Origin of the sequence: Oleiharenicola lentus (assembly GCF_051660365.1) — a bacterium.
Taxonomy (GTDB): Bacteria; Verrucomicrobiota; Verrucomicrobiia; order Opitutales; family Opitutaceae; genus Lacunisphaera; species Lacunisphaera lenta_A.
This window is the reverse complement of sequence record NZ_JBOZXB010000001.1, coordinates 90805-112700: the sequence shown is the minus strand read 5'-3', so window position 1 is coordinate 112700 and position 21896 is coordinate 90805. Positions and strand designations below refer to the sequence as shown.

Genomic DNA, 21896 nt, shown 5'->3' with positions numbered 1-21896 from the left:
CGCGATGCCACGTTTGTTTTTCGATCTGCGTGTCCTGAAGGCGAAATGCGCGTCGGGTTGGCTGGCGCTGGCGTGTCTGGCGGGTGTGCTCGTGTTGTTCGAAAGCACGCGACTCGACCTCGCGGTGCAGGATCATTTCTACGACGCGCGCGCAGGGCGGTGGCTGGTCGATGCGAAAGAGCCGCTCGGAAGGGCGCTATTTTATGATGGCCCGAAGATTCTAGTGTGGGTGATTGCGCTGACGGTGCTGGTTTTCGCGGTGGGGCCGTCGCGTTGGCGTGAGCAGTGGCAGCTTGATCGTCATGGTTTGTGGCTCGCGTTGTTGGTGTTCGCGACCGTGCCGGCGCTCGCGGGGCTGGGGAAGAGCTGCACGAATATCTTTTGTCCCTCGGAAATCCGGCGTTACGGCGGCGACGTGGCTTATGTGCAATTATGCGGATCGTATCCGTCCGGCGATGTGCCGACGAGGCGGGGAGGGTGTTTTCCGGCGGGGCATGCGAGCGGGGGCTTTGCGTTGATGGGCTTGTTGGCGATTCGCTCGACGCGGCGCTGGCGAAAGAGCGCGGTGTGGTTGGGCCTCTCGCTGGGATGGTGGATGGGAGGTTACCAGATGCTCAAAGGCGCGCATTATCTCAGTCACACTGTGACGACGATGCTCGTCGCATGGGTCGTCGTGGCGAGTTGGCGGGCGGTGCTCGGCGGGCATGCGCGGACGGATCTGCCAGGGAGTTGATCGAGAGTTTGAGTTTGTGCACGCGGGCTCTTGCCACAGGGGAGGGCGCGACGTTTGGATGGGGCATGGAAGTTATCTTTTTAGGCACGGGCACGTCGCAGGGTGTGCCGATGATTGCGTGCGATTGCGCGGTGTGCACGTCGACTGATCCGCGCAACCGGCGCACGCGGGCGAGCGTGCATGTGGTGATGGATGGCTTGCATGTGCAGGTGGACGCGGCGCCGGAGTTTCGTTTGCAATGCTTGCGCGAAAACATCCGCCAGATGGATTTTTTTATCCTGACGCACGGTCATGCGGATCACATCGCGGGCATGGATGACTTGCGGCGGTTCTGCGATTTGAAGGGGGCGACGGCGCTGACGGTGTATTCGACGGAGGAGGGGATGGGGCGCGTGCTGGCGATTTTTCCTTACACGATTGCGGAGCGACCGATCGCGAAGGGTTACGCGGCGTTCCGGCTCACACCGATGCCGCCGAAGCTGGAATTGCCACAAGGGACGATTCAATCGACGCTGTTGCCGCACGGCGGTCTAAATACGCTCGGCCTCATCTTTACCGAAAAGAGCAGCGGCAAGAAATTCGTCTATTACACGGACAACAAACGCCTGCCGGTCGAAGCCATGGAACTCGCGCGCGGAGCGGACGTGGTGGTGTTGGACGGCCTGCGGCCTGAGCCGCATCCTACGCATATGAACATTGCTGAGGCGTGCGCGGCGGCAGCCGAAATCGCGGCGCCGATTACATATTTGACCCACCTGACCCACTTGAGCAACCACGCAAAGCTTTCGGCGGAAATGCCTGTGGGTGTGCAGTTGGCCTACGACGGGCTGCGGCTCCAGCTGTAGCCTAGAGGCACCCTGCGACCACGGCGCCGAGGCGACCGGACGTTATAAGTCTGTAGGAGAAATTTTATGACAAGTGCCTCAAATAGAGCTTGATTCAATTCATACTAAACCAATGTAGTATTAATTAATAGCCTATGAAACTGTCCAAACGCGGCGAATACGCCCTGCGCTCCCTGATCAACCTCGGCATCGGTGCCAAGGTGGGGCGTTCGCTGATTCGCGTGTCGGAACTGGCCAAGGCAGAGGACTTGCCGGTGAAGTTTCTGGAGCAGGTCATGCAGCAGCTTCGCGAGGCGGGTTTTGTCGCCAGTGAGCGCGGCAAACACGGCGGCTACCGTCTGGCCAAGCCGGCGGCGGAGATCCCCATCGGCGCGATCGTCCGCCTGATTGACGGCCCGTTGGCTCCGATCGGGTGCGTGTCGCAGTCGGCTTACGAACCGTGCAATTGCCCCGACGAAACCCACTGCGGGTTGCGCATGCTGATGCTCGATGTCCGCAACGCCATCGCGGCGATTCTCGACCGTTACACGCTCGCCGATGTCGTCGAGGTCACCACGCGCCGCATGGCGGTGAGCGGCCTGCCGCTCCCTTACACGGAAGCCATTCGCGCCAATCTTTCCGTTACTTCAACACCACCCAAACGCGCGAAAAACCGCGCCATCCACAGCCCCACCGAGGGCGTCATTCATCAACTTTTAGGAGACTACGCCATATGAGCCAGACCACCGAACAGGAAAAAACCGATGTGAACCCGGAGTGGTTGCGCATCGTGCAAGAGAAAGTCGAAACCCTGCGCTACGGCCTCGTGCAACTCGTCGTGCACGACGGTCGCGTCACGCAAATCGAGCGCACCGAAAAAACCCGCCTCTCCGGTCCCGGCCATCGCGACGGCTCCGGCATCTAACTTTACCTGCCTACCGCTCAAGCGGAGGTGTTTCCAACCAAGCAAGCCCACCCCGAAGTGAGGACGACCAGCCACACTGGAGACCTCGCGAAGATAAAAACTAGTAACATGATTATTCGAAACACCGCGGCCCGCGCAGTTTTATCTGCCGGTCTTTTATTAGCCACTCTGCCCGTTGTCGGCAGCGCCCAGAGCGACGACATCCAATTCCTGCGCGAGCAAATCCGTTTGCTCGACCAAAAGCTGCGCGTCCTTGAGCGTAAACAAGAGCTCAAAGATGAAGCGTCCGCCACCGCTGCTGCGGCGGCGGCGAAGTCCACGCCGAAGATCACCGCGAGCGATGGTCGCTTCGAAATCGTATCCGCTGACGGCGCGCACTCACTTCGTCTGCGCGGCCTGATTCAGGGCGATTATCGTTGGTATGACGCCGCCAACGATCCGAACGACACCTTCATCCTGCGCCGCACGCGCCTGATCTTCGAAGGTAAGTTCAACAACATTTTCCAATACTACATCCAGCCTGAGTTTGGCGGCACGATCCAGATCCTCGACGCGAACATCAACGCCGCGTTCTCGCCCGCGTTCAATGTGCGTGTCGGCAAATTCAAGACGCCGGTCGGCCTTGAGCAGCTCCAGTCCGATCCAGTTGCTTTTTTCAACGAGCGCTCCATCGCGACGAATCTCACGCCGAATCGTGACCTCGGTCTGCAAATCCAAGGCGACGTGCTCGACAACCGCCTGAATTACACGGTCGCCGTCCTCAACGGTGTGCCGGATGGCGGCAACAACGTCACGGGCAGCGCCGATTTCGATGCGGATAAGACGCTCGCGGCGCGTCTCTTTGCCACGCCGTTCGCCAATGACAAGGAGTCCGCTCTCGCCGGTCTCGGGGTGGGGGTTGCGGTCAGCGCGGGCGATTACGCGACGGTCAACGGTCGCACGGCGGCTTACCGCACGGACGGTCAGCAAAACTTCTTCACCTACGAAACCAATGTGTCGGCCGCTGGCAAAGGCCTCACGTTCTCCCCGCAAGCTTACTACTACCGCGGGCCGCTCGGCGTGCTCGCCGAATACGTCGGCTCGTCCATAGAAGTGCAACGTGGCACCGACCCGATTCAAAAAGTCAAAAACTTCGGCTATAATCTCACCGTCGGTTACGTGTTGACCGGCGAAGATTCCACCTACCGCGGCGTCTCCCCGAAGAACAGCTTCAACCCGAAAGCCGGCACTTGGGGCGCGTTCGAACTCGTGGCCCGCGTCTCGAATCTCGATGTCGATGACTCGGCGTTCAACGGCGCCGCCGCGGCTCGCCTCGCGAATCCCAACGTCAGCGCGACCGAGCTCAACGCCTTCGGTCTCGGTTTGAACTGGCATCTCTCGAAGAGCGTTCGTGCCGGTTTCAACTTCTACCACAACGAATTCAAACTCGCACCCGGCGCCGTTCCCGCCGCCAACGCGCTCATCAACGATGACGAAAATACCGTCATCACCCGTCTCCAGGTTTCGTTCTAACGAACAAAACGTGCGTCACGTTTAACTAAAAAACTTAAACAAAATTACGTCATGAAATCTTTTAAATCTCTTCTCGCCCTGTCGCTGTTCGCCGGCGCGGCCGTGTTCGCCTCCGCTAAATCTATCGAACTCCTCAACGTTTCCTACGACCCGACGCGCGAACTCTACGTCGAATACAACGCCGCTTTCGCCAAGCACTGGAAAGCCAAGACGGGTGACGATGTCACTATCAAGCAATCCCACGGCGGTTCCGGCAAACAAGCGCGCTCGGTGATCGACGGCCTCCAGGCCGACGTCGTCACACTCGCGCTCGCCAACGACGTCAGCGCACTCAATAAGAACGGCAACCTGCTTCCCGCCAACTGGCAGGAGCGTCTCCCGCTCGGTTCCGCGCCTTATACGAGCACGATCGTGTTCCTCGTGCGCAAAGGCACGCCCTTCAAAGTGAAAGATTGGGACGATCTCGTGCAGCCCGGTATTTCCGTGATCACGCCGAATCCGAAAACTTCGGGCGGCGCGCAATGGAATTATCTCTCCGCGTGGGAATTTGCCCGTCGCAAATATGGCAGTGATGCCAAGGCGCAGGAGTTCGTGAAGAAGCTCTACAAAAACGTGCCGGTGCTCGACTCCGGCGCGCGCGGCTCGACGACGACCTTCGTGCAACGTGGCGTTGGCGATGTGTTCATTTCCTGGGAAAACGAAGCGTTTCTCGCGGTGAAAGAATTCGGCGCCGACAAATTCGAAATCGTCGTGCCGTCGCTGAGCATCCTCGCGCAGCCCACAGTCAGCGTCGTGGACAAAGTCGTGAAGAAGAAAGGCACCGAAGAAGTCGCCAAGGCTTACCTCGAATACCTCTATTCCGACGAAGGCCAAGACATCGCCGGTAAAAACTATTACCGCCCGACGTCCGAAGCCGCCAAGGCCAAGTATGCCTCGAGTTTCCCGAAGGTTGAACTCTTCACCATCGACCAAGCGTTCGGTGGCTGGACGAAGGCCGCGAAGGATCACTTCTCCGACGGCGCCACGTTCGACCAAATCTACGCGCCGTAACGCGCTGTTTCTCCGCACTGCGACCGGCGCCCCACGCGCCGGTCGCAGTTTTTCCTGCTCAGAGCCTCACAATTTAATTTTTCTTACGATGAGCTCGATTCCTTTTGCCGGTAAAACTTTGTCTGTTTCCGCGGCGACGCTGCCTCCCGCCGATGCGTTTCGCGCGCAACTCAGCGCGCTCTACGCGCTTTCCCAGAAAAACCATTACATCTTCGGCTCGCCGCTCGGGCCGTTCTTTCACCAAACCCGCCACGCTTACGTGCCACGCTTCGTTTTCTTCGGGCCGCACGCGTCTGACGATTCGTGGCGTCTCGCGTTTCTCGCCGGTTACGACCGGCGCGATCTCCGCGCGAGCCGCGCGATGTTGCACTTGGTGGAGCGTCTCGCGAATCACGCCGAGCAGGGCCACGGCTTAAATCTCTCCTTTTTTCCCCTCGTGGATGCGGGCGGATTTTTCCTCGATGTGCCGCCGCGTGCGCTTGCGGAGCAACACTGGGGCCGCACACGTCAGCCCGAGATCGACTTGCTGGAAAAAGATGCGCGCCTCCGCGGCTACCACGGCTTTATCCGCATCGAATCCGCTGCACCCGGCGACGACATCATCACGATTCGCGTCCGTCAGCCGCGCACGTTGCTGGCGACGCCCGACCTCGAATTGATTTCCTCTGAGGAAACGACGCCGTTCCCGGTGCGTTTCGAATGCGATTCCAGCGAGCCCGCGACCGCCGGCCCGCTTTCGGTCGCGGACGATCTCCCGCACGTGCCGTTCGAACTCGTGCTGCAAGTTCCCGCCTCGTGGCCGGACGACATTTATCACGAAGCTGTGAGCTACATTCTCACGCGCTTCATTTTGCGCTACCGCGCGTTCCAGGCCTACGGCCAACACCTTTAATTAAAATTTTCATGTCCCTTTTTCGTAAATCACTGCTCGCGCTCGTGGCGGCGGGCGCTCTGCTCCAACTCTCCGCGGCGGATCCCGCGTTGCTCAACGTCTCCTACGACGTCACGCGCGAGTTCTACAAGGAATACAACCCGCTGTTTTCCGCGCATTGGAAATCCACCAATGGCGCGAATGTGGCGATTAACCAATCCCACGGCGGCTCCTCGAAACAAGTGCGCTCCGTGATCGACGGCCTCGCGGCCGATGTTGTCACCATGAACGGCGTGCCCGACGTCGATCAGCTCGCGAAGGTGAAATTGATTCCCGCCGACTGGGCGAAGCGCCTGCCGAACGAAAGCGTGCCTTACACGTCCACGATTCTGTTCATCGTGCGCAAAGGAAATCCCAAGGGCATCAAGGATTGGTCCGACCTCGTGCGCGAAGGCGTGCAAGTCGTGATTCCGAATCCGAAAACCTCGGGCAACGGCCGCTACAGTTACCTCGGCGCGTGGATCTACGCGTTGAAACAACCGGGCGGCGACGAAGCCAAAGCGCGTGAGTTCGTGAAAAAACTTTTCGCGAACGTCCCGGTGCTCGACACCGGCGGTCGCGGCGCCACGACGACCTTTGCCCAACGCGGCATCGGTGACGTGTTGCTTACGTTCGAAAACGAAGTCGCGCTTACGATCAAGGAACTCGGCGAAGACCAGGTCGAAGGCGTCGTGCCCTCGTCGAGCATCCTCGCGGAAAATCCTGTCGTGTGGGTCGACAAAGTGACGAAGAAGCATGGCACCGACGCGCTCGCCAAAGCTTACCTCGAATACCTTTACTCGCCCGCGGCGCAGGAGCTGGTCGCGAAGTATAATTTTCGTCCGATCGACAAAACGGTGTTTGCGAAACACAGCAGCCGCTTTCCGAACATCCCGCTTTATTCCGTGCCGGAAATCTTCGGCAGCTGGGACAAAGCGCAAACCGCACATTTCTCCGACGGTGGGGTCTTCGATCAAATCTACGTGAAGCAATAATTGTTTAGCTCAAGCCATGGTTCTGTCCGCCCAATTCCCTGACACTCGCGACCTGCGGCTGCTTTACGCACCGCTGGAAGCGCTGCTGGGCCGCAGTCAGGAATTGGTGCGCGGGCTGCTTGGGAAATTCTCGCTCGGCGGCCGCGACTACGAGATCGATGGATTTCGTTTCGTCGGGCCTTACGCGGGGCACGATCCGATTCACCTCGGATTTTTCGCGGGCGTGCATGGCGACGAACCAGCGGGTTGCGCCGCGCTCGTGGAATTTTTACTCGCACTCGTGCGCGAACCGAAACGCGCCGCCGGTTACGAGTTGTGGGTTTATCCCGTGGTGAATCCCACCGGTATCGAAGACGGCACGCGCGAGAATCGTGCGAAGAAAGATTTGAATCGCGAATTCTGGCGCGGTTCCAGCCAGCCGGAGGTGAAGCTGATCGAGGCCGAGTTGCGCGACCGGCGTTTTCAAGGACTCATCACGCTGCACTCGGACGACACCTGCGACGGCATCTACGGTTACACGCACGGCCGCACGCTTGACGAAGCGTTGCTGCGCCCCGCGTTGCTCGCGGCGGAGCGTTTGTTGCCGCGCGATTGTCGCGAGACAATTGATGGATTTTCCGCAAAAGAGGGGATGATCTCCGATTGTTTCAAAGGCGTGCTCTCCGCGCCGCCCGAACAAAAGCCTCAACCGTTCGATCTTATTTTCGAGACACCGGCGAAAGCGCCCTTTAAAGATCAAGTGGCTGCGACGGTCGCGGCCCTCGATTCGGTCATCGCCAACTACCGCGGCTTCATCGCTCACGCCCAAAATCTCTAATGTCTCTTTTTGGAAAAACTCGTCGTAAAGTGCTCCCGGGCTTCGGTCTGTCGCTGGGATTCACGCTCGCTTACCTGAGCCTGATCGTGCTCATCCCGCTTTCGGCCGCGTTTATCAAAACTTCCGGCATGACGTGGGACGCTTTTGTGCAAGCGGTGACGTCACCGCGCGTGGTGGCGTCGTATCGTTTGAGTTTTGGTGTGTCGTTTCTCGCGGCGGCCATGAATGCGTTTTTCGGCACCATCGTGGCGTGGGTGCTGGTGCGTTACACGTTTCCTGGAAAAAAAATCATCGATGCGCTCGTGGATTTGCCGTTCGCGTTGCCGACCGCCGTTGCGGGCATCGCACTCACGGCAATTTACGCGAAGAACGGCTGGCTCGGTGGCTATCTAGAACCGTTGTGGGCGAAAGGCGTCACGACCTTGGACGCCAACGCGCCCGGCGCGTGGAAGGACTGGCTCGGCCTGCGCATCGCGTTTGATCGCCCAGGTATTTTTATCGCGCTCACCTTTATCGGTCTGCCGTTTGTCGTGCGCACGTTGCAGCCCGTGCTTGAAGAAATGGAGCCGGAACTCGAAGAAGCGTCCGCCACGCTCGGCGCGAATCGCTGGCAAACGATCACGCGAGTGATTTTGCCTGAGTTGACGCCGGCACTTATTACGGGCTCGGCGCTAGCGTTCGCGCGCGCGCTGGGCGAATATGGATCGGTTGTCTTTATCGCGGGCAACCAACCCATGCACAGCGAGATCACCCCTTTGTTGATCATCACCAAACTCGAGCAATACGACTATCGCGGCGCCACCGCGATCGCGGTCGTGTTGCTCGTGGTGTCGTTCACGTTGCTGTTGCTCATCAATCTCCTCCAGAAATGGAGCCGCCGCCACCACGCGCTCGTCTGACATGGCCGCCATTGTTTCCAGTTCGCTGAGCACCACCGCTGCCGCTCCCGTTCGCAAATCGCGCGTGACGCAGGACGCGCCGTGGGTGCGCTGGTTGCTCACGAGCGTCGCGTTACTGTTTCTCCTGTTTTTCCTTTTCCTGCCGCTCGCGGCGGTGTTCGCGGAAGCCTTTCGCAAAGGCGCGAAGGCTTACTTTGCTGCGTTCTCTGATTCGGATGCATTGTCTGCGATCAAGCTGACGCTCACGACCGCGGCCATTGCAGTTCCCGCTAACGTGATCTTCGGTGTCGCCGCGGCGTGGTGTATTACGAAATTCCAGTTCCGCGGCAAAAGCGTGCTGACGACGCTCATCGATTTGCCCTTCGCTGTTTCGCCCGTCATCGCCGGTTTGATCTACGTGCTCGTATTCGGCCTGCAAGGCTGGGTCGGCCAGTATCAGAACGCTGAAAATCCGTGGTTTCCGTGGCTACAGACGTGGCTCGTGGAGCAGGATTTCAAAATCATTTTCGCCGTGCCGGGCATCGTGCTCGCGACGATTTTTGTGACGTTCCCGTTTGTCGCGCGTGAATTGATTCCCCTCATGCAAGCGCAGGGCACCGACGAGGAATACGCCGCCGTCACCTTGGGCGCGAATGGCTGGCAGACGTTCTGGCGCGTCACCTTGCCGAACATAAAATGGGGCCTCTTTTACGGCGTAATCCTGTGCAACGCCCGCGCAATGGGCGAATTCGGCGCGGTCTCCGTCGTCAGCGGACACATCCGCGGCGAGACCAACACGATGCCGTTGCACGTGGAAATCCTCTACAACGAATACAACTTCGCTGCCGCGTTTGCTGTGGCCTCGCTCCTGGCCTTGCTCGCCATTGTTACTATCGTCCTCAAATCCATCGTCGAATGGCGCCACGCGGCGAGCCGGTCGAACGTCGAACAGTGAACCTTGAACGCTGAACATCGAAGTATGAGTGCCGCAAATTATGATTTGGAGGAACGCTTGCTGGAATACGCCGCGCGGATCATTCGACTCGCGGAGAATGTAACGCGTTCACCGGCGGGCCAACACATCGCGCTGCAAGTGCTGCGTTCCGGCACCTCCGCTTTGCCAAATCATGCGGAAGCTCAGGCCGCGGAGTCGTCTCGTGATTTCGTTCACAAACTCAAAATTTGCCTGAAAGAGCTGCGCGAACCGTCGCGTTGGTTGAAACTCATTCAGCGGGTGCCACTCGTTAAGAAACCCGCTCTCGTCGACGCACTGCTCGCGGAGACGGACGAACTCATCCGCATATTCGTCACCAGCATAAAAACCGCCCAAAAGAACGCCCTGAAATGATTTCCGCATCCTCCCTTCAAAGTTCAACGTTCAGCGTTCGCTGTTCGAAGTTCGCCTCTCTTTTCGCGTGAGTATCGTCGCCAATAATATCAAAAAGACCTTCGGTCGCTATACGGCGCTCTCGGGCGTCGATCTGAACGTGCCGAGTGGCAAACTCGTCGCGTTGCTCGGGCCTTCGGGTTCCGGCAAGACCACGCTGCTGCGTATCATCGCGGGCTTGGAATTCGCTGACGAGGGGAGTGGCCGCATCGCGTTTCACGGCGAGGATGTGACCGACGTCGATGCCGGCCATCGCCGAGTGGGCTTTGTGTTTCAGCATTACGCGTTGTTCAAACACATGACCGTGTTCGACAACATCGCGTTCGGGTTGAACGTCCGCCGCGCGGGTCGTCCCCCGAAATCGGAAATCGCTGATCGGGTGAACAAGCTGCTCAAGCTCGTGCAACTCGACAATCTCGGCGCGCGTTTCCCGTCGCAACTTTCCGGGGGCCAGCGTCAACGCGTGGCGCTCGCCCGCGCGCTCGCGGTTGAACCGAAAGTGCTGCTGCTCGACGAGCCGTTTGGCGCGCTCGATGCGAAAGTGCGCAAAGAACTGCGCCGCTGGCTTCGCAAATTTCACGAAGAGATCCATCTCACGACGTTGTTCGTGACGCACGATCAAGAAGAAGCGCTCGAGATCGCGGACGAAGTCGTGATCATGAACAACGCCAAGATCGAGCAGGTCGGCACGCCGCAGGAAGTTTACGACCGCCCCGCGTCGCCGTTTGTGTATCAATTTCTCGGCAACGTAAACGTGCTCCCGGCCAAGACGCTCTCCGAATCCGGCACGCCCACGCAACTGACGTCCGCTCAGCGATCGGAAGGCCGCATCTATGTGCGCCCGCACGATATCGAAGTGATCCGTCACGCGCCTGGCCAGCCGGGTCTGACTGCAGTGGTGCGTTACATGCACGCCGCCGGCCCGCAAGCGCGTCTCACGCTCGAACAGGTGCAGAGCCGCGATATCGTCGAAGCCGAGTTAGCGCGCTCCGAACTCGATGGGCTCAATCTCAAGGTGGGCGACCTCGTCAACCTGCGCTTGCGACAGACGCACTCGTTCCCGGCCGACTATTCAATTTAATCCCAAACTAAAAACCCAAACCCGAATCCACCATGGCTAAGATCTATAACGACATCACGGAAACCATCGGCAACACGCCCCTCGTGCGCCTTAATCGCACCGCCGCCGCTCATGGCGCGCAGGCGGAAATCTTGTTGAAGTTGGAATTTTTTAATCCGCTCTCGAGCGTGAAAGACCGCATCGGCTTTTCGATGATCGATGAGGCGTTGAAGTCCGGCAAAATCAACCAGAACACCGTCCTCATCGAGCCGACCAGCGGCAATACCGGCATCGCGCTCGCGTTCGTCGCCGCCGCCAAAGGCCTGAAGCTGATCCTCACGATGCCCGAGACGATGAGCTTGGAACGTCGCAAACTCCTCAAAGTCCTCGGCGCGCGCGTGATTCTCACCGAAGGGCCGAAAGGCATGAAGGGAGCCATCGCGAAAGCCGAAGAACTGCAATCGAAGATCGCGAACAGTGTCATTCTTCAGCAATTCGCGAATCCCGCGAATCCCGAGATCCACCGCAAGACGACCGCTGAAGAAATCTGGCGCGATACCGATGGGAAAGTGGACATCGTCGTTTCTGGCATCGGCACCGGCGGCACCATCACTGGCATTGGCGAAGTGCTGAAAGCGAAAAATCCGGCGGTGAAAATCATCGCGGTCGAACCCGATGCTTCGCCGATTCTCTCCGGTGGCACGCCCGGCCCGCACAAACTGCAAGGCATCGGCGCAGGCTTCGTTCCTTCCGTGCTCAACACCAAGATTTACGACGAAGTCATTCGCGTGAAGGAGTCCGACTCCGGCCCGGTTTCCAAACAAGTAAACCAGCTGGACGGCATTCCCGTGGGTATCTCTTCGGGCGCGGCCATCTGGACGGCGTTGCAACTCGCGAAGCGCCCGGAAAACAAGGGCAAGCAAATCGTCGCCATCATCGCGTCGAGCAGCGAGCGCTACCTTTCCACGTGGCTCTTCGCGGATATCAGCGCGGAAAGCGATTCGCTCGACGATCTCATTCCGACCGGCACCTCCGCGTAATTAAAGCACGCAGTCGCCATTCTTTTTAGCCGCGAACTGTCTGCATCAGTTTGCGTTTGGAATTTAAGTCCTCCGTGCATCCGGCATTTCCGGGGCACGGAGAGAATTTTAGAGGATGACCAGTCCACTGGAGTCCACGCCGCCGCACGCGGCATAAAAATTCGAGCACCACTTGCTCGAATCGCGTTTCATTGTTCGTTCCCGGGGCCAAGGGACACTCCCGTGCCCGCGTGGATTTCACGCCTGTCATCTTCTATTTTCATGAACCAGATCACACCAAGTAAACTCTCCCGCTCGATCGCGGGAGCAGTCGCAATTCTCGCGCTCGCCCTGACCAGTCGCGCGCAAGTGGACACTCGTCCTGCTCAAACTGCCCCAGCGCAACCCGCCGCGGAGGAAACATTGCAGCTCGAAAAATTTGTCACGCTCGGCACCCGCTTCGAGCAGCGCACTGTCGCGGAATCCACCGTGCCCATCGACATCATCACGCAAAAAGAAATCCGCCAGGGCGGCTACACCGAGACCGCGAAAATTCTCCAGACGCAGGTGCCCTCGTTCAACAATCCTCACCCGACGACGCCCGATGGCAACACGCACATCCGCTCGATCACGCTGCGCGGTTTGTCGCCCGACCAGACGCTCGTGCTCATCAACGGCAAACGCCGGCACACCGCCGCGTGGGTCAACACCGGCGGCACGATCGGTCGCGGCGCTGTGTCCACCGATCTCAATGCCATTCCCTCCACCGCGCTCGGCAGCATTGAGGTGCTCCGCGACGGCGCTTCTGCGCAATACGGCTCTGACGCCATCGCAGGCGTGATTAATCTCATTCTTCGCAAAGATCTCGGCACGGAGTTCAGCGGCACTTTCGGCGTCACCAAGGAAGGCGATGGCGACGTCTGGGAAGCCTCCGCCGATTCTGGCGTGCGCCTCGGCGACGACGGGTTTCTCCGCGCGACCGTTTATTACCGCGACCGCAACGCCACAAATCGCGCCGCGCCCGACACGCGCCAATTTTACTTCGGCACGAATAACACCACTAATTTGCCCACCGCCAACTCCGGCGCCTTCGGTTCCGGGTCGACGCCGCAAACCGGGATCACGCTCGACCCGCGCGAAGCCACGGTCGATCGCAACGTCTGGCGTTACGGCGACGCCGACGTCGTCGAACAAACGATTTTCCTCAACGCCGAGAAACCGATCAAGGCCAACACCGGTCTCACGTTCTATGCTTTCGGCGGCTACGGCCAAAGCGACGCTTTCTCGAACGCCTCGTTCCGCCGTCCGGCGGACAACAACAACGTGCGCGCGATTTATCCAAACGGCTTTCTGCCCTTCGTCGCGACGGAAAGCACCAATGCCTCGCTCGCCGCGGGTCTGCGCGGCAAAGCCGGGCAGTGGGATTGGGATCTGAGCCAGGAATTCGGCGGCAACACGCTCGATTTCTCCACGCGCAACACGCTCAACGCTACGCTTGGCGCGGCCAGCCCGACGAGTTTCTACAACGGTCGCGTGGAATTCGCGCAAGCCGTCACCAACTTTGATGCTAAAACTTCCATCGACACCGGCTGGAGCGCTCCGCTCAAAATCGCGGGCGGTGCCGAGTATCGTTTCGATCGCTACCGCGTGACGCCCGGCCAGGCGGACGCTTATCGCGACGGTGGCGTGCGCATTCTCGACGGCCCGGCGGCGGGCACGGTCGCCACGGTCGGCGCGCAAGGTTTCGGCGGCATCCAGCCGCGCGATGCCGTCCGCACGGACCGCGACAGCTACGCGTTCTACGCAGAAACGGAAACGGATTTCTTCCAACGCCTGCGCGTTTCCGCCGCGGCGCGTTTCGAAGACTACAGCGATTTCGGCACGACCGTTAACGGCAAACTCGCCGCGCGCCTCGGCCTGGTCGGTGGTCTCGCGGCGCGCGCTTCGGTGAGCAGCGGATTCCACGCGCCGGCATTGCAGCAGCAATATTTCGGCTCTACCAGCAGCCGCACGGACGCGAATACCAACACGATTATTCTCGCGCGTCTGTTTCCGGTCGGCGATCCCGCCGCCGTGGCGCTCGGCGCGTCTGCGCTCAATCCGGAAGAGTCGGTGAATCTCACCGGTGGTTTCACGTATGAACAAGGCGCGTTCACCGCGACCGTCGATTTCTACGAAATCAAAGTCGATGACCGCATCTTACTTTCCAGCCAATTCACCGGCGCAGCGGTGCAGGCTTACCTGACTTCGCAAGGCATCGCTGGCGTCGAAGGTGCGCGCTTCTTCACAAACGCAGGCGACACGAAAACCCGCGGCGTTGATTTGACGGCGCGTTATCGACTTGATCTGCAAAACGCCGGCAAGCTCACGCTGACCGCCGGCTACAATCATAACGAAACGAAACTCACGCGCGTCCGCCCGACGCCGGCGAGCGTCACCGCGCTCGGTATCACGACGCCGTTGTTCGACATCACGGAGCGCATCCGCGTCACGAAAGGTCAACCGAAGGACAATGCGCAACTCAGCGCCACGTGGGATATCGGTCGCTTCTCTGCGCTCGTGCGCGGCGTGCGTTACGGCGATTACGAAGCGGTGGCGTTCACCAATCTTGCGGCATCACAAGTCGCGCTATTCCCCGCGGGTTCGCGTTTCTACACGCTTCCGACCGAAACTGTCGGCGCAGCGGCGGGTAACGTCGATGTCGTGGGCACGTTCGAGTCGAAGATTTTGACCGACGTGGATTTCGCTTACCGCGTAACCGATCGCATCACGCTGTCGGTGGGTGCGAATAACGTGTTCGACATTTACCCGCAGGAAGTGATTCGCAGCGTGCCGGCCCGTCTCGGGGCGGATTCGGGCGGCGTGTTCCGTTACAGCGAGTTCAACCCGTTTCCGTATAGCGGCGCTTTTTACTACACTCGCCTCACGGTGAAATTCTAATTCAATCGTTCTCATGTCCGCTTCTTCGTTTCGCTGGTTTAAGAAAAGTGTTTTCGCATTTGGCGCTGTTGCGCTCGCGTGTTTCCTGCCCGCCGGCGAGCCGGTGCGACTGACGCTGAATGAAAACCCGTTCGGCCCATCGCCCAAGGTGGGGCCGGCGCTGCAAGCGGACTTGCAGAATCTCTATCGCTACACGGACTCCACGGCGACGGCGCTCATCGCGCAAATCGCCGCGAAGGAAGGCGTGGCTCCTGAGCAAATCGTGCTCGGGGAACTCCTCGAACCGCTCGGTCTGGCCTTGAGCCAGCAGAGCGGGCCGGGCGGGGAATTTATCTATTCGGTGCCGGGCTATCCGGCGCTCGTGGACGCGGCGGCACGCGTCGGCGGCGTGGTGGTGGCGGTGCCGCTAAACACCCAACTGGAGAACGACCTCGCCGTCATCGCGGCGAAGGTTAACTCGAAAACGCGCGCGGTCTTTTTGGTGAACCCGCACAACCCGTCGGGCACCGTGAATGACGCGCGCGCGTTTTCAGAGTTCCTGAAAAAAGTCTCGAAGCAGGCGCTCGTGATCGTCGATGAAGCTTATTTGGAATTCAGCGACGACTACGCGGGACGCACGGCGGTGACGTTGACCCAAGTGGGAGAAAACGTGCTCGTGTATCGCACCTTCGCGAAAGCTTATGGCCTCGCCGCGCTGCCGCTCGGTTACGCGGTCGCACCGAAAGCGGTCGCCGATTTACTGCGCAAACAAGGCCTCGGCGGCGTGCGCGACGTCAATCGCCTCGCGGCCACGGCGGCATCTGCGACGTTGGCAGACAACGATTATTTGCCTCGCGTGCACGCCGCTGTGACCGGCGAACGCGCCAAGTGGCGCGCTGTCCTTGATACGCTCGGACTCAGGCACACGCCGTCGCAGGCGAATTTCGTTTATTTTGAATCGCCCAAGCCGCATGGCGAGGTGGTGGAGGCGTTGCGGAAAGAAGGCGTGCTCGTGGGACGGGCGTTTGCGCCTTACCATAACTGGGTGCGCATCACGATCGGCTTGCCCGAGGAAAATGCGCAGGCGCAGGCCGCGCTGAGAAAAGTTTTTCAGAAATAAGCTGCGCATCGGCGCACGCTTGTTTTCGCTGTTGGTCGTAGCATCTGTCCATGAGCACACCACTTTCAGTTCCCACTTTGGCCATTATTGGCGGCGGCGTGAGCGGTTGCCTCGTCGCGGCGCAATTGCTGCGCCAGGCCACGCAGCCGGTGCGCGTGCTGCTCATCGAGCGCATGACCGATATCGGCCGGGGCGTCGCTTACGGCACGGAGAATCGCGAGCACTTGCTCAACGTGCCGGCGGGACGCATGGGCGCGTTTCCTGATGACGTGGGCCATTTCCAAGCGTGGGTGACGGAGCGGGCAGGGCAGGCGGGTTACCCGGAGAAGGTGGGCGCGGGTGACTTTTTGCCGCGCTGGATTTTCGGCGATTACGTGCAGGCCGTGTTGCATAACACCATCGCAGCCGCGAAACCTGGCGTCGGGTTCGAGCGGTTGAAAACGGAGGTCGTGGATATCGAGGATAATACGGGCGAAGTGCGCGTGCGTTGCGGTGACGGCCAGATGATCGCGGTGAATAAAGTAGTGCTCGCGATCGGCAACTTGCCGGGAGAATACCCGATTCGCCGTTCGCTGCCGATTTACCACACCCAACATTACGTGCACGTGCCGTGGCGCCCGGGCGTGCTCGCGAGTATTCCGATCGATGCAGAAGTGCTGCTCGTCGGCGCTGGCCTCACCGCGATCGACCTTGTGCTCGAATTGCGTGCGAAAGGACATCGCGGAAAAATCCACGCGCTCTCGCGGCGCGGTCTGCGCCCGCAAGCGCACCGTCCGGGGCTGGAGCCTTACCCGAAGTTTTTAGACGATCACGCGCTGCCGACGACTATTCGTGCCCTCACGCGTGTGATTCGGCGGGAAGTGAAAAACGCGGCGGAAAAAAATATCGATTGGCGCGCGGTGCTTGATGCGTTGCGTCCGCAATCACATGCGCTGTGGCAGCAGTTGTCGTGGGCGGATCGCGCGCGTTTTATGCGGCACGTGCGGCCATTTTGGGAAGTCCACCGTCACCGCGTCGCGCCACCGGTTGCGGAGAAGATCGGGGAAATGCTTTCGTCAGGTCGTTTGCAATTTTACGCGGGTCGACTCACCAAACTGGTTGAACAAAATGGTCGCGTCGCCGCGGAGTTTCGCGAGCGCGGCACGAAGCACGTGCGGCAAATCAGCGTGGCAAAAATCATCAACTGCACGGGGCCACGGTCGGATTATTCCAAATACCAGCACCCGTTGCTCATTAATCTGCTCGCGCGCGGCTTGATCGACCACGACCCGCTCGCGCTTGGCATCAACGCGGGCAATGACGGCGCGGTGTTGCGTTATCGCACGAGCGGCGGCGCGCAAGTCGGCTGGCTTTACACGATTGGCGCGCCCTTAAAGGGCATGCTCTGGGAATCGACCGCTGTGCCGGAAATCCGCGCGCAGGCGAAGATCGTGGCTCAGGGCTTGTTGGCGTAGGCCCGGCCGCGCGACGGATTCTTTTTTTCGGACGCCTGATACCAGCGATAAAAGCTCACCGCGAACGCGAGCATCGAGACGGACAGGCCGATGAGTTTCATCATGCTGCCGGCGAGCACTTGATCCTGCATGGGCGTGAGTGTGGTGATGCGCGGCGCGAATTCGTAGGTGGGATAAAGCACGTCGCTGGAAAACGTGAGATAGGCGAACACCGGGGTCATGCCGATGACGACGGCGGGGAAATAGAGCATTTGCCACGCGTAGGACGCCGGCGGGAATTCTTTGGAAGGACTGCACACAGGCCACCAAAACATCAGCGCCGCGCCGAACATCATGAAATGCTCGCCAATGTGGACGAGGCGGTTTTGCAGGGCGTAGTCGTAGAATAACGGCATGTGCCAGCCGGTGAGCACCACGGTGTAGGTCACGCCGCAGACGACGGGATGCGTGAGCACCTTGAGGATAGGCTGGAGATTCGGCCGGCCGGTGACGACGCGGACCAGCCAATCGGGCAGTCCCAACAGGAAAAAAATCGCCGCCGGATAAATCAGGATCTGGTGCTGCAGCATGTGCGCACTGAAGAGGTAGCGTTCCGCGATCTGGTCGAGCGGCGAGCCGACGCTCAGGTAAAACGTGATGAGCGCGCCGTAAAACATCGCCGCGTGCCGAACCGGATAGGGTGTGCCGGGGGCAAATCTGGCGCGATACGGGCCGGTGAGGATGGCATACAGCCATCCGAGGAAGGTAAGGCCTCCGATCAAGATCGGTTCGTTGTGCCAGTGGGTCCAGTCGATCATCGCAGACGCCGAACTAAACGCGCCATTTCACGAATGGCCACACAAAGTCTTTCTCGTGCCGAGGTATCAGCGTTTGCGCTGACGCTAAAAAGAAAAGCCGCGCGAATGGCGCGGCTTCGATGAGGACGGATTTGAATCCTTTACGCGTTGGCGGTAATCGCGGCGGGAGCCTCGATGGAGGCAGCGCTCAGGGGTTTGCTAGCTTCGGCTCCGAAGAGGTGCAGCAACGCAAACAATGTGAAGCCGCCGAGCACGAGACCGATAAAAAAGAGGATTGTGCAAAACAACTTATCCCAGCGCAAATGCATGAAGTAGAAGATAACGAACAGAAACTTCACGGCGGAGAGCGTGACGAGCGCGGTGACGACCAGCCATTTGGCCAGCGGGAGATAGACGAGCACCACTTCCACGCCCGTGATGACCGCGAGGATCATCGCGATTTGGATGTAGAGGTGGAATTTGCTCGGTTCGTCGTGGTGAGCGTGAGCGTCGTGAGTGGCGGCGGGAGCGGACATGAGTGCGAAAGTTGAGAGCTAAGAACTGTGAGTGAAGAAACTCAGAGATACTCGAGCAGGTAAACGGCGGTGAAGATGATGATCCACACGATGTCGACGAAGTGCCAGTAGAGGCCGATGGCTTCGACATCGATCGCGTTTTTCTCGCCGAATTCGACCGCGCCGTGCGATTTGCCGAGGAGGAAGAGAACCACCGCGGCGACGGCGCCGACGGCCAGAGGGATGCCGGCCTTTTTAATCCAGTCGCCGAAGTGCGCGCCGTAGAAGATTTCGATCAGGCCGGGAACCAGCCAGATGAAGGAAACGGCGATGACCACGGAGAGCGTCAGCAAATGGAGGAAGTTTTTCGCCAAGCCGCCACCGTTGGCGGGCTTGAAGGTGCGCACATAGAGCATGCCGAGAAGCAGGACGCCGATGGCGACGTGCGTGCCGTGCGTGCCGGTGAGCGTGTAGAACGTCGAACCGAAGATGCTGTTTGAGAGCGTCATCTTCTGGGCGTGGACGAAGTGTTCGAACTCGTAAACCTGACCGCCGAGGAAGATACAGCCGAAGAAAATCGTGCCGAGGATCATCGTGCGCGTGCTCTTGACGTTGCCGCGCTGGATTGCGTTCACGGCGAGCGCCATGAGGAGCGACGACATGAGCAGGATGAACGTCGAGAAGGACGTGAGCTCGATATTGAAGACCTTGGTCGGCTCCGCGTTACCCGGGGGCGGGTTGAGACGATAGACGAGGTGCGTCGAAATCAGCGCGCCGAAGAACATACAATCCGAGGCAAGGAAAGCCCACCAAAGGAGCTTCTTGTTCGGAATGCCGGTCGTCGTGGTATGATCGTGATGGTGGTCGACTTGACCAGTGGCCGCGTGGCTGCTCATGGAAGATGAAGGGTCGGGAAAGGGACTTGGGACTCGGGTCAGGACTCTAGACGGGGCGGCTTAGTGGTGGTCGCCGCGGGACTCGGTGACTTTACCGTCAGCCGCGATGTGGATGTGGTAGCCGGCCGGGCCTTCGAGCGCCCAGAGATACAGCGCGATAAGCGTTACCACGCCGCCGGAGATGGCGAGCGGGAGGTGGGAGGCCAGCACTTGGTTACCGAAGAAGGTGACCGGGTGGTGCAGTTGTGCGAAGTTGTAGCAACCGATCAGCAAGCCCACGCAAGCGATGAACGGATACCACGACTGGTCAGGCATGTGGATGCCGCCGTGAGATTCCTCGGCCTTGATGTGCTCGGCCTTTTCCTTGGTGATCTCCTCCTGGTGATGTTTCTCATACCAATAGGCGTCGCGGGCGTGCACCGTCGGGATGGCATTGAAATTATGCTCAGGCGGCGGGGAAGGGATCGACCATTCGAGCGTGCGCGCGTCCCACGGATCGTTGCCGCATTTCGTGCCCTTGAAGTAGCTGTAAACGAGCACCGAGAAATACGTGAAGATGCCGATGCCGAGCGTGTAGGCGCCGAGGGTGGCGACCAAATTACCTTCGTTCCAACCCATGTTGGAATCGTAAGTCCAAGTGCGGCGCGGCATGCCGTTCAAGCCGAGGAAGTGCATCGGGAAGAACGTGACGTTGAAGCCGGCGAAAATGAGCCAGAAGGAGATCTTGCCCCAGAGCTCCGGCACCATGCGGCCGAAGAACTTCGGGAACCAGAAGTGAATCGCGGCCAGCAGCGCGAAAGTGGCGCCACCGATGAGCACGTAATGGAAGTGCGCGATGACGAAGTAGGAGTCTTGCTGCTGCGCGTCAGCCGGAGCGGCCGAGTGCATGATGCCGGAGAAACCGCCGAGCATGAACATCCAGATAAAGCCCAGCGCGAACAGCATTGGCACGCGCGTGGTGATCTGACCGCCCCAGAGGGTGCCGATCCAGTTGAAAATCTTAACACCGGTCGGCACCGCGATGGCCATCGTCGCGAGCGCGAACGCCGCCGTGGCGACCGTGCCCATGCCAGTCGTGAACATATGGTGAGACCACACACCGAAGCCGATGAACCCGATGGCCACGCCGGAGAACACGATGATCGGGTAACCGAAAAGGGGTTTCTTGGAGAACGTCGGGAGAATTTCCGAGACGTAACCCATCGGCGGCAGAATCAAAATATACACTTCAGGGTGACCGAACACCCAGAACAAGTGCTGCCAGAGAATCGGCTGACCGCCGCCCGACACCTCGAAGAAGCTCGTGCCGAAATTGCGATCCATCATGACCTCGACGAGCGCGATGGCGATGGCCGGAAGCGCGAGCACCAGGAGGAAGCTGGTGACGAGCGTCATCCACGTAAACACCGGCAGGCGCATCATCGTCAGGCCGGGGGCGCGCATGTTGATGATCGTCACGATAAAGTTCAGCGAAGCGACGATGGAGGAAAGACCGAGAATCTGCAGGCCGAGCACCCAGAGGTCGGTCGACATGTCAGGGGAGAACACCTTGGAAGAGAGCGGGGCATAACCGAACCAACCCACGTCAGGGGCACCACCGAAGCCGCTCCACGCCGGAACGAAGTGGGAGAGCCAGCCGATGTTCAGGAGAATCGCCCCGACGACCCACGACCAGAGGGAGAACGTGTTGAGACGCGGGAAAGCGACGTCGCGCGCACCGATTTGGAGCGGGATGAGCAAATTGAAGAACGCGGCGTTCAAGGGCATGACCGCGAGGAAGATCATCGTCGTGCCGTGCATCGTGAACAACTCGTTGTAGAGCTGGGCGCTGATGAAACGATTGTTCGGGACGATCAGCTGCGTGCGGATGAGCAACGCTTCGAGGCCCCCGACGAGGAAGAAGAAGATCGCGAACGCGGCATACATCATGCCGATCTTCTTGTGATCGACAGTGGTGATCCAACCGGCGAGGCCGGTCTTGGCCGTGGGACGGCGGAAGAGATCGAAGGAGGTTTTCACCGCAGGCACATGAGTGCCGCCGGTGTAATCGCTTTTAGCCAAGGCTTGGGCCATAAGAAGGGAGGGTCGAAGTGACTTTTAAATTTA

The 21896-nt window shown here is 59.7% G+C and carries 21 protein-coding genes; 17 read left to right on the top strand and 4 right to left on the bottom strand.

Going from position 1 to position 21896, the window contains the following annotated elements:
* The first annotated feature begins 4 nt into the window (after positions 1-4).
* From ACRRQW_RS00445 to ACRRQW_RS00365, 17 genes are all read left to right on the top strand, one after another.
* Positions 5-733, top strand: coding sequence for a phosphatase PAP2 family protein (locus ACRRQW_RS00445; protein ID WP_438479144.1), 729 nt, complete (start codon positions 5-7; stop codon positions 731-733).
* A gap of 65 nt (positions 734-798) precedes the next feature.
* Positions 799-1578, top strand: a complete 780-nt coding sequence (locus ACRRQW_RS00440) for an MBL fold metallo-hydrolase (RefSeq protein ID WP_438479142.1) — start codon at positions 799-801, stop codon at positions 1576-1578.
* A gap of 134 nt (positions 1579-1712) precedes the next feature.
* Positions 1713-2294: an RrF2 family transcriptional regulator gene (locus ACRRQW_RS00435; protein WP_438479140.1), complete on the top strand. Its 582-nt coding sequence runs from the start codon at positions 1713-1715 to the stop codon at positions 2292-2294.
* Complete coding sequence (locus tag ACRRQW_RS00430; protein ID WP_438479138.1) at positions 2291-2482, top strand: YezD family protein; 192 nt, start codon at positions 2291-2293, stop codon at positions 2480-2482. Before ACRRQW_RS00435 ends, ACRRQW_RS00430 begins: the two co-directional genes overlap by 4 nt.
* 108 nt (positions 2483-2590) lie before the next feature.
* On the top strand, positions 2591-3994 hold the full coding sequence (locus ACRRQW_RS00425) for an OprO/OprP family phosphate-selective porin (RefSeq protein WP_438479136.1): 1404 nt from the start codon (positions 2591-2593) through the stop codon (positions 3992-3994).
* Positions 3995-4045: 51 nt separating this feature from the next.
* A complete protein-coding gene (locus ACRRQW_RS00420) occupies positions 4046-5044 on the top strand; it encodes a sulfate ABC transporter substrate-binding protein (protein ID WP_438479134.1) in 999 nt (332 codons plus the stop codon).
* Positions 5045-5132: 88 nt separating this feature from the next.
* Positions 5133-5936 carry a hypothetical protein gene (locus ACRRQW_RS00415; RefSeq protein ID WP_438479132.1) on the top strand — a complete coding sequence of 268 codons (804 nt, stop codon included), beginning with the start codon at positions 5133-5135 and terminating at the stop codon, positions 5934-5936.
* Between the two features lie 11 nt (positions 5937-5947).
* Positions 5948-6949, top strand: coding sequence for a sulfate ABC transporter substrate-binding protein (locus ACRRQW_RS00410; protein ID WP_438479130.1), 1002 nt, complete (start codon positions 5948-5950; stop codon positions 6947-6949).
* 16 nt (positions 6950-6965) lie between these two features.
* Positions 6966-7766, top strand: a complete 801-nt coding sequence (locus tag ACRRQW_RS00405; RefSeq protein WP_438479128.1) for a peptidase M14 — start codon at positions 6966-6968, stop codon at positions 7764-7766.
* Positions 7766-8665, top strand: coding sequence for a sulfate ABC transporter permease subunit CysT (locus tag ACRRQW_RS00400; protein WP_438479126.1), 900 nt, complete (start codon positions 7766-7768; stop codon positions 8663-8665). Before ACRRQW_RS00405 ends, ACRRQW_RS00400 begins: the two co-directional genes overlap by 1 nt.
* Before the next feature lies 1 nt (position 8666).
* A complete protein-coding gene (gene cysW / locus ACRRQW_RS00395) occupies positions 8667-9599 on the top strand; it encodes a sulfate ABC transporter permease subunit CysW (protein ID WP_438479124.1) in 933 nt (310 codons plus the stop codon).
* Between the two features lie 24 nt (positions 9600-9623).
* Positions 9624-9992, top strand: coding sequence for a four helix bundle protein (locus ACRRQW_RS00390; RefSeq protein ID WP_438479122.1), 369 nt, complete (start codon positions 9624-9626; stop codon positions 9990-9992).
* 67 nt (positions 9993-10059) lie between these two features.
* Positions 10060-11112 carry a sulfate/molybdate ABC transporter ATP-binding protein gene (locus ACRRQW_RS00385; protein WP_438479120.1) on the top strand — a complete coding sequence of 351 codons (1053 nt, stop codon included), beginning with the start codon at positions 10060-10062 and terminating at the stop codon, positions 11110-11112.
* A gap of 32 nt (positions 11113-11144) precedes the next feature.
* Positions 11145-12131, top strand: coding sequence for a cysteine synthase A (gene cysK, locus ACRRQW_RS00380; protein WP_438479118.1), 987 nt, complete (start codon positions 11145-11147; stop codon positions 12129-12131).
* A 261-nt stretch (positions 12132-12392) separates the two neighbouring features.
* Complete coding sequence (locus tag ACRRQW_RS00375; RefSeq protein ID WP_438479116.1) at positions 12393-15050, top strand: TonB-dependent receptor plug domain-containing protein; 2658 nt, start codon at positions 12393-12395, stop codon at positions 15048-15050.
* Positions 15051-15063: 13 nt separating this feature from the next.
* The gene (locus tag ACRRQW_RS00370; RefSeq protein ID WP_438479114.1) at positions 15064-16149 is read left to right on the top strand and encodes a pyridoxal phosphate-dependent aminotransferase; all 1086 of its coding nucleotides are present in this window, start codon (positions 15064-15066) and stop codon (positions 16147-16149) included.
* A 50-nt stretch (positions 16150-16199) separates the two neighbouring features.
* Entirely contained in the window at positions 16200-17603 is a 1404-nt protein-coding gene (locus ACRRQW_RS00365; RefSeq protein WP_438479112.1) for an FAD/NAD(P)-binding protein, read from the top strand.
* Here the strand turns inward: ACRRQW_RS00365 and ACRRQW_RS00360 are convergent.
* The 4 genes from ACRRQW_RS00360 to ctaD form a co-directional block, all read right to left on the bottom strand.
* Positions 17585-18400: a cytochrome c oxidase assembly protein gene (locus tag ACRRQW_RS00360; RefSeq protein ID WP_438479111.1), complete on the bottom strand. Its 816-nt coding sequence runs from the start codon at positions 18398-18400 to the stop codon at positions 17585-17587. The two genes, ACRRQW_RS00365 and ACRRQW_RS00360, sit on opposite strands and share 19 nt — an antisense overlap.
* Positions 18401-18540: 140 nt before the next feature.
* Positions 18541-18915 carry a cytochrome C oxidase subunit IV family protein gene (locus ACRRQW_RS00355; RefSeq protein WP_438479110.1) on the bottom strand — a complete coding sequence of 125 codons (375 nt, stop codon included), beginning with the start codon at positions 18913-18915 and terminating at the stop codon, positions 18541-18543.
* Between the two features lie 41 nt (positions 18916-18956).
* On the bottom strand, positions 18957-19790 hold the full coding sequence (locus tag ACRRQW_RS00350) for a cytochrome c oxidase subunit 3 (protein ID WP_438479109.1): 834 nt from the start codon (positions 19788-19790) through the stop codon (positions 18957-18959).
* Positions 19791-19850: 60 nt separating this feature from the next.
* On the bottom strand, positions 19851-21863 hold the full coding sequence (ctaD, locus tag ACRRQW_RS00345; protein WP_438479108.1) for a cytochrome c oxidase subunit I: 2013 nt from the start codon (positions 21861-21863) through the stop codon (positions 19851-19853).
* Positions 21864-21896: the final 33 nt, after the last annotated feature.

Coding starts and splice junctions, on each gene's coding strand:
- ACRRQW_RS00400 (WP_438479126.1), top strand. CDS start 7,766: ATGTCTCTTTTTGGAAAAACTCGTCGTAAAGTGCTCCCGGGCTTCGGT.
- ACRRQW_RS00405 (WP_438479128.1), top strand. CDS start 6,966: ATGGTTCTGTCCGCCCAATTCCCTGACACTCGCGACCTGCGGCTGCTT.
- ACRRQW_RS00375 (WP_438479116.1), top strand. CDS start 12,393: ATGAACCAGATCACACCAAGTAAACTCTCCCGCTCGATCGCGGGAGCA.
- ACRRQW_RS00410 (WP_438479130.1), top strand. CDS start 5,948: ATGTCCCTTTTTCGTAAATCACTGCTCGCGCTCGTGGCGGCGGGCGCT.
- ACRRQW_RS00440 (WP_438479142.1), top strand. CDS start 799: ATGGAAGTTATCTTTTTAGGCACGGGCACGTCGCAGGGTGTGCCGATG.
- ACRRQW_RS00350 (WP_438479109.1), bottom strand. CDS start 19,790: ATGAGCAGCCACGCGGCCACTGGTCAAGTCGACCACCATCACGATCAT.
- ACRRQW_RS00445 (WP_438479144.1), top strand. CDS start 5: ATGCCACGTTTGTTTTTCGATCTGCGTGTCCTGAAGGCGAAATGCGCG.
- ACRRQW_RS00370 (WP_438479114.1), top strand. CDS start 15,064: ATGTCCGCTTCTTCGTTTCGCTGGTTTAAGAAAAGTGTTTTCGCATTT.
- ctaD (WP_438479108.1), bottom strand. CDS start 21,863: ATGGCCCAAGCCTTGGCTAAAAGCGATTACACCGGCGGCACTCATGTG.
- ACRRQW_RS00435 (WP_438479140.1), top strand. CDS start 1,713: ATGAAACTGTCCAAACGCGGCGAATACGCCCTGCGCTCCCTGATCAAC.
- ACRRQW_RS00365 (WP_438479112.1), top strand. CDS start 16,200: ATGAGCACACCACTTTCAGTTCCCACTTTGGCCATTATTGGCGGCGGC.
- ACRRQW_RS00425 (WP_438479136.1), top strand. CDS start 2,591: ATGATTATTCGAAACACCGCGGCCCGCGCAGTTTTATCTGCCGGTCTT.
- cysW (WP_438479124.1), top strand. CDS start 8,667: ATGGCCGCCATTGTTTCCAGTTCGCTGAGCACCACCGCTGCCGCTCCC.
- ACRRQW_RS00415 (WP_438479132.1), top strand. CDS start 5,133: ATGAGCTCGATTCCTTTTGCCGGTAAAACTTTGTCTGTTTCCGCGGCG.
- ACRRQW_RS00355 (WP_438479110.1), bottom strand. CDS start 18,915: ATGTCCGCTCCCGCCGCCACTCACGACGCTCACGCTCACCACGACGAA.
- ACRRQW_RS00420 (WP_438479134.1), top strand. CDS start 4,046: ATGAAATCTTTTAAATCTCTTCTCGCCCTGTCGCTGTTCGCCGGCGCG.
- ACRRQW_RS00390 (WP_438479122.1), top strand. CDS start 9,624: ATGAGTGCCGCAAATTATGATTTGGAGGAACGCTTGCTGGAATACGCC.
- cysK (WP_438479118.1), top strand. CDS start 11,145: ATGGCTAAGATCTATAACGACATCACGGAAACCATCGGCAACACGCCC.
- ACRRQW_RS00430 (WP_438479138.1), top strand. CDS start 2,291: ATGAGCCAGACCACCGAACAGGAAAAAACCGATGTGAACCCGGAGTGG.
- ACRRQW_RS00360 (WP_438479111.1), bottom strand. CDS start 18,400: ATGATCGACTGGACCCACTGGCACAACGAACCGATCTTGATCGGAGGC.